At 43.1% G+C, this 7,823-nt stretch carries 6 protein-coding genes; 2 read left to right on the top strand and 4 right to left on the bottom strand.

From position 1 onward, the window contains the following. Positions 1–292: 292 nt before the first annotated feature. Positions 293–2,752: a PAS domain S-box protein gene (locus RRG12_RS40860; protein WP_420763128.1), complete on the bottom strand. Its 2,460-nt coding sequence runs from the start codon at positions 2,750–2,752 to the stop codon at positions 293–295. Between the two features lie 46 nt (positions 2,753–2,798). Beyond that, entirely contained in the window at positions 2,799–3,026 is a 228-nt protein-coding gene (locus tag RRG12_RS40855; RefSeq protein WP_069071372.1) for a helix-turn-helix domain-containing protein, read from the bottom strand. A 257-nt stretch (positions 3,027–3,283) separates the two neighbouring features. Between RRG12_RS40855 and RRG12_RS40850 the strand changes: the two genes are divergently transcribed. Both RRG12_RS40850 and RRG12_RS40845 read left to right on the top strand, forming a co-directional pair. Then, positions 3,284–3,568, top strand: a complete 285-nt coding sequence (locus RRG12_RS40850; RefSeq protein ID WP_420763127.1) for a hypothetical protein — start codon at positions 3,284–3,286, stop codon at positions 3,566–3,568. A 191-nt stretch (positions 3,569–3,759) separates the two neighbouring features. After that, entirely contained in the window at positions 3,760–5,958 is a 2,199-nt protein-coding gene (locus RRG12_RS40845) for a CHASE2 domain-containing protein (protein ID WP_420763126.1), read from the top strand. A gap of 163 nt (positions 5,959–6,121) precedes the next feature. On the opposite strand, the gene RRG12_RS40840 is transcribed toward RRG12_RS40845, so the two are convergent. After that, positions 6,122–6,463: a cupin domain-containing protein gene (locus RRG12_RS40840; RefSeq protein WP_420763125.1), complete on the bottom strand. Its 342-nt coding sequence runs from the start codon at positions 6,461–6,463 to the stop codon at positions 6,122–6,124. Between the two features lie 117 nt (positions 6,464–6,580). Then, on the bottom strand, positions 6,581–7,750 hold the full coding sequence (locus RRG12_RS40835) for a zinc-dependent alcohol dehydrogenase (RefSeq protein ID WP_420763124.1): 1,170 nt from the start codon (positions 7,748–7,750) through the stop codon (positions 6,581–6,583). Positions 7,751–7,823 lie beyond the last annotated feature (73 nt).

Below are 7,823 nucleotides of genomic sequence, written 5' to 3'. Positions count from 1 at the left end.
CCAGGGATTGTAAATCCCTGTCTCATAGCTAAAGTCATCTGAAGATGACTAGATATCCCCAAAAATATTCAGTCTACTTCAGTAGACTTTAGCTATTGGCCAGAGAATTCATTCTCTGGCGGGTTATGAAGCCCGCAGCGAAGCTATTTCTAGCTTAAGTTGACACCAATGCATTCCCCCTTACCCCTTACCCTTTTCCCCAAAACCCGACAAGTATTGGGACGTATTCATCCCGTTTCCACAGGCGTTGAACCCTCTTAAATTGGCTAAGGTATTGAAGGTAAAAGCGGGTTTATTCAGCGATTAAGTTGGCGATCGCATCTACTAACTCGGCTGGTTCTACTGGTTTGGCAAGATGCTTGTCAAATCCGGCTGCAAGTACTTGCTGGGCGTTAATTTCTCCAGCGTATGCTGTAAGTGCGATCGCTCGAATTTGCCCTCCCTGCTTTGCCGGCAGTGTTCTCAACTGTCGCATGAACATACATCCATCCACTTCTGGCATTCCAATATCGCTTAAAAGTATATCTGGCAGGGATTGCGCTAAGGCGGCTAGGGCTTCATCTGCTGATGTGACTGCTGTCACATTTGCCCCATATTGCTTTAGTAAGAAAGCAATAAATTCTCGCGTATCTGTATCATCATCCACTACTAAAATCTTGACACCATTCAAATTTGAGGATGGCTCAGAGTTACTGCTGTCCTGTCTAATCTCTAATTGATTTTGGATCAGTGGGAGTCTGACTGTAAAAGTTGCTCCCTGATCTTCGCCCCCACTTTCTACCTGGACTGTGCCGCCATGCAGTTCGACTAAGTGACGAACGATCGCTAATCCTAACCCCAATCCACCAAATTTTCTGGTGGTGCTGCTGTTCTCTTGGCGAAAATATTCAAACACGTAAGGCAGAAAATTGGGGTCGATGCCTTTCCCTGTGTCGCTGACTTGAATCAGTGCTGAGTTGGAATTAGAACATAATGATAGTCGAATATCAACCCGTCCCCCCATAGGTGTAAACTTAACCGCATTTGAGAGCAGGTTCCACACGATTTGCTGCAATCGGCTGGAGTCACCCAAAACTTGCCCCAAATTTGGTTCTAAGTTGATGTGCATCTCAATTGACTTCGCTTCTGCCGATAGCCGCACTGTCTCCATTGCTGCTGAAATCACAGATGTCAGATCAACTGGGTAGATATTCAAACTGATTTTACCTTGTAAAATCCGGGAGATATCTAGTAAATCTTCAATCAGTTGAGCCTGTAACTTAGCATTTCGCTCAATAGTCTTTAGTGCTTGAGGGATGGCCTTTTCATCAAGTTTGTTGGTTTGGAGTAGCTTTGACCAACCTAAAATTGGGTTGAGTGGCGATCGCAATTCATGAGAAAGTACTGCTAGAAACTCGTCTTTTATCCGGTTGGCATTTTCAGCCGCCTGTTGAGATTGCTGTGTTTCTGTGTAGAGTCGGGCATTATCAACGGCGATCGCGGCCCGGCCAGCTAACTCTTCAGCTAACATTAGGCTTTTGGTATTGTAACGACGACCTGAAGAAGATACCAAAGTCATCGCTCCCAACACCCGTCCCTGAACTATTAGCGGTACACTCATACCAGATGTCGGATTTAATTCTTGCAAGATTTTTAGGTGACTGACATTGTGACTTAACCCTTGTATCTGTTCATCAGAAATCAAATGAATAATTTGTGATTTACCCGTTCGTATTACTTCAGCAACACCTGTTGTTTCTGCCAAATCAGGCGGATAGTTTTGTAACTGTTCTACCAATTCTTGCTTCTCTGGATTGGCATGGGCTGCTGCAACTCGACGGACTAATTGATTGTCACAAATAATATCAACTAAGCACCAATCAGCTATTTCCGGCACTGCCAAACGTACCAAACCGGCTAAGGTTGTCTCGTAGTCTAATGATGTAGCCAAAATCCCACTAGCTTCAGCCAGAAAACGCTGTTCCTCCTCCACCTGCTTACGCTTACTAATATCTCGCGAAGACGCTTGCATCTCTAAAATTTCTTGAGTTTGGCGATCGCGAATAGCTCGAATAGTTGCTTCCAACCAGATATAATGTCCATCTTGGTGACGGGCACGGTGAGTAATGGTATAAATATCTGGTAAATCGGCATTGACTGGGTAATTTATCGCAATCTCTGCCAAATCGTCAGGGTGAACTAATTTATTACTGGGATGGCCGACTAGTTCCTCTGGTTGATATCCCAGTATTGTGTAGCAAGCTGGTGAAACGTACAGAAGAATTCCATCTACCGTATGGCGTGAAATAATATCAGTTGAATTCTCCGCCAGCAGCCGAAAACGCGCCTCACTCTCGCGCAGTTTTTCCTCAGCCTGCTTGCGTTCGGTAATATCAACGCACATTCCCACCCATTCGCGGATTTCGCCTATTTCATCGAGTATGGGCACACCACGTATATTCATGTAACGGTATTCGCCGTCATGTCGCAGAACACGATACTCGGCAACTGCGATGCTGCGTGTCGGAAATGCCTGTTGCCAAATTTCCACCATCGAGGAACGATCTTCTGGGTGCAGTGCCTCAACCCAACCCCATCCTTTGTATTGTTCAGGACTTTGCCCTGTGAAAGCTTGCCAGGTGGGAATATCATCAACAACGTTGCCCCAAGGTGCCGCCCTCCAGACGATAGATGCGCTTGCCTCTGCTAGTGAACGGTAGCGTGCTTCACTATCGCGCAACGCAATTTGCTGTTCGCTCAAATCTTCCCGCAAATCTATAACCTCTTGAGCTTTCAGGTGATCAATGAAATAGGTATTGTTAAAAGTATTTGGCTAAAAGCGCCTCACCAGGTTCTCCCATTTGGTGTAATAGCTCTTTAATTTGTTTAATAGCCAGTGGCGAAGGTTGTGTGCGTCCGTTTTCCCATCGGTTTATAGTGTGAAACGAAACCCCTAATATCGTTGCCAGTTTTACCTGTGTAAATTTAAGGCATTGTCGAGTCTCACGAACCAACTGTGCAATCCTTAGCTGTCCGATTTCAGGCATAAGCTAACTATATTTTTATTTTTCTACCAGATATTGCAATATAACAGATGCTATAACTTGGACTGCACCTATCTATGGTATAAAGGTAGACCTATCAAAATAGGTAGAAATTTGATGATTCACCTAGAAAAGGCTAGTACCGCAAGGCGGAAACCAAAAGAATTGTATTCCGAGCTTCTTACGCCATTTGAAATGGTATGTTTATTTCCGTCGTGCTGTACTAGTAATAGAGTCGTTTCAATTCAGGGGATGAGAATATGAGAGTTTGGCTTGCCTGCTTTTTCGTGTTGTTTGCTTTGGCGGAACTGTTTGACTGGTTGCAAGAGTTTAATCTGCCATTACCTATTTATATTTTGGGTGGCGCTTTTTTAGCTGTTGCTTCTAACTATGATCGGATTTTTGACTCCTATTTTGCTGATCCCAGCATTGAAGCAGCACTTGAACAACCCCAGTTAGATTCACTAACCCCATCTACTAATCCGATTTCTTTCCCAATTGCCAGTCCTGTTGAAGATGCTCAAACATCTCAAACAGATGATTAGCGATTGTCTTATTTTCTAGATGACGCTGTGCATAAACTTGCTTTTAGAGTAGGAATACGCCAAAGTCTCTAATTAGCAAGTAAATTGCTACATTAATAGGAACTTCAGGTTAAGTAGCTTTTAACCTAGAGTCCGAAAATTAACTTTTACGCCTGCAACATCTACCCAATTCAGGCTACCGCCGCAACGCCGTGATTAGTGGATTATTAGAAAAACTCCGTTTCCCCTTTGTCAAAGTTCAGGATTCCCGTGAAACTTCCAAGAGCAAAAGCTGGCTGCCAATTATTTTTGTTACCAGTGTAGGAGTTACCGCCTTTATCTGGGGAGTTCGGGAACTCAGATGGTTACAGCCTTGGGAGTTAAGAGTTTATGACCAGATGTTGCGATCGCGTCCAGCACAAGCACCAGATCGGCGGATTTTGCTAGTTAAAATCACTGATGAGGATCTCAAACGAGAGAAATGGACTATATCAGATCGGACAATCAATCAACTATTAAAGAAAATAGAGTCTTATCAACCGCGAATTGTTGGTTTATATCTTTTTCAACCAGAACACAACAATTTGGCAGCTAATCTCCAAAATCAAGATAACGTTATCAGTACTTGCTTATTCAGCAGCTTGGGTAGAGATGAAATGCCACCGCCACCCAATTTTCCTATAGATAATGTTGGATTTAGTGATGTGGTTGCTGATCATGAAAACGATCAAACTCTCCGCCGCAGTTTGTTATTTGCTCACTCTACAGACAAAAAATGTACAACATCATTTGCGTTTGGTGCATTAATTGCAATTAATTATCTGGAAAAACAAGGCATTGACTACCAGTTCACTAAAAAAGGAGATTTTCAGTTAGGTAAAACCCTGTTCCCGCGTTTACAAGCTAATTCCGGTGGCTACCAACATCTGGATGCAGATGGCTATCAAATATTATTAAATTATCGTCATCCCGACAGCCTCGCCGACCAAGTAACCCTCACAGATGTTCTTAGTGGCCGAGTCAACCCCAATCTATTTAAAGACCGTCTGGTAATTATTGGCACTACAGCAGCTAATTTACCTCCAGGTGGATTTTATACACCCTACAGCGCTTTGCCAGATCAACCAGCCAGAATGCCTGCTTTGTTTATTCATGCACAGATAGCAAGTCAACTTATCAGTACAGTATTGGATGGGCGATCGCTAATTTGGTATTGGCCAGACTGGGTGGAACTTATTTGGGTGTGGGGTTGGTCGCTTTTAGGTAGTGTTTTAGCATGGCGATCGCAAAATCCATTGCTTTTGCTAGCGTTAGTAGGGACAACTCTACTTGGGTTAGTAGTAATCTGCGTTGCTTTGTTCTTGCAAGCCGGATGGGTTCCATTAATTCCTTCTGCCCTTGCCTTGGTGCTTAGTAGTATCTGTGTAATTGCTTATACTAGCTACCAAAATCAGCGACAAACTCAGGTGATTATTCTGCAAGTTGAAAAACAACAAGAAGCGATCGCTCAATTAAATGTCCTCTTAGAAGACAAAACAGCAATTCCCGACTCTTCTATTGATTTTCTTCCCCCAATTGATTCACCAGAAATAAAATCAGGTGATTTGCTTTTGAGTGGACGCTACAAAATCTCTCAAACTCTGGGTTCTGGGGGATTTGGTCGGACTTATTTAGCACAGGATACTCAACGACCGGGTAATCCTACTTGTGTAGTTAAAAAGTTAATGCCAGCCCGTCAAGATACAAGATTTTTGCAAGTTGCTCGCAGGTTGTTTCATAGTGAAGCTGAAATTTTAGAAACTTTGGGTAAACATCATCAAATACCCGAACTACTTGCTTATTTTGAAGATGACCAAGAATTCTATTTAATTCAACAATATATTGAGGGACATACCCTAAGTGAAGAATTACCACCTGTGCAAAATGTACAGAACGAATCATTTGTAATTGAGATGCTCAAACAAGTTTTAGAAGTTCTAGAATTCGTTCACCAGCATCGAGTAATTCATCGTGATCTCAAACCGACTAATATTATTAGATGCGCTCAAGATAATCGGCTGGTGTTGATTGACTTTGGTGCTGTCAAATTAATGCAACCGCCAAGTAGTGAGCAAACAGAATTAGCCACAGTAGCCATCGGGACGCGGGGTTATGCACCTCCAGAACAATTTGCCGGTCATCCCCGCTTGTGCAGTGACATTTACGCTTTAGGAATGATTGCGATTCAAGCCATAACTGGGATACCACCGCAGGAACTCTACCCAGATCCAGAAACGGGGAATGTGATGTGGCGGCAATCGGTGCAAGTGAGTGAAGAATTAGCGGCAATTTTAGATAAGATGGTTTGTTATCATTTTAGCGATCGCTATCAATCAGCCGCCGCAGTTTTACAAGATTTGAAACGGATGTAGCCTGGAAGGTGTGTTAACTAATATCGATAACCTTCAGCATTTAATATTCACGCACAGTAAAAAGAGGAACAATATTCTTGTTCCCCTGCGAATGCTCTATGTTCCATGACATTGAAAGCGGCTATAATTTTTTAGCGATCGCAAAATTTTAGATCACTGCAAATCAATTTTCATCTCGCCCGTGAACTTGAGCGGGTGGACTGGTTGCTTCAACAGCAGTGAATGGTTCTAAAATTTTATAGGTGTGGCTAGCTCCTTTTGGTACTACCCAAGAACTTCCAGGTTCTAGTAAAATGGTCTGCCCTTCAATATGTAATTCTGCACTACCATTGATTACATAACCAACAGTTTCATATTCCCGTGCTGTTGAATCTTTAGGTTCATTTGGTTGCTCATTCTGCCACAGGCGCATGGAAATGCTTTTGCCAGATGCAAGATATTTCTGACCAAGTTGACCTTTAGGAGAATGACTAGAGTCTACTTTGATAACGGTTCTATCAGACATATTTTTTGCCTCTTGATAATTTTAACTTTAGGCATTGGGATTAGGGGAGAGGTGAAAGGTGACAGGTGATAGGGCATAATCTGTACCCTGTACCCTGTAACCTAGTCCCTATTCCCTTTAAGGTTTGAGTACAACTTTGATGCAGTTATCTTTCTTGTCCTTAAAAATTTCGTAGCCGTGGGGCGCTTGTTCTAGAGGTAATCTGTGAGTGATGATAAAGGTCGGATCGATTTCACCGTTTTGGACGTGTTCTAGCAAAGGTTTTAAATACTTGTGGACGTGTGTTTGTCCCATTTTCAAGGTTAGTCCCTTGTTCATAGCAGCACCCATTGGCACTTTGTCTACAAAGCCACCATATACACCCGGAATTGATACGTGACCACCTTTCCTACAAGACACAATTACTTGTCGTAATGCCGTTGGACGGTCTGTTTCTAAACGTACTGCTTGCTTTACTTGGTCGTACAACGCCATAAAATCTGTGCCGTGTGCCTCCATTCCTACTGCATCAATGCAAGCATCGGGGCCACGACCGCCAGTCATTTCTTTGAGTGCTTCGCCAACATCTACTTCTTCGTAATTAAGGATTTCAGCTTTGCCGTATTCTTTAGCCATTTGTAGGCGTTCAGGAATGCGGTCAATAGCAATAACCCGTTCTGCACCAAGAAGATATGCGCTTTTAATAGCGAATTGTCCCACTGGCCCACAACCCCAAATGGCGACAATATCACCAGGTTTGATGTTGCAGTTCTCAGCTGCCATATATCCAGTGGGGAAAATATCAGTTAAAAATAGTACTTGCTCATCCGTCAAACCATCGGGAATTTTGAACAGACCGACATCAGCAAATGGCACTCGTGCATACTCTGCTTGACCACCAGCGTAACCACCAAATAAGTGAGAGTAGCCAAATAGACCTGATGGTGAATGACCCATTTGCTTTTCTACTAACCAAGCATTGGGGTTAGAGTTGTCGCACAGTGACCATAAATCCCGATTGCAGAAAAAGCAGTTACCGCAGGAGATGGTGAAAGGAACAACAACGCGATCGCCTACGTTCACATTTTTAACTGCACTTCCCAGTTCTACAACTTCCCCCATAAATTCATGACCAAGGATATCGCCCTTTTCCATTGTGGGGATGTAGCCGTTGTAAAGATGCAAATCAGAACCACAAATTGCTGTGGAAGTAATTTTAATAATGGCATCACGTGGATTGAGAATTTTGGGGTCGGGAACTGTTTCCACCCGCACATCGTTTGCTCCATGCCAGCAAACTGCTTTCATAACTATTAGTCCTTAATTAGAATTTATTGCTAGTCCTAAAAACCTCGCTTGATAAGCATTTCCTCGTTCCCAG

Source organism: Nostoc sp. CALU 546 (genome assembly GCF_048836525.1).
This window is presented reverse-complemented; position numbering and strand designations above follow the sequence as displayed.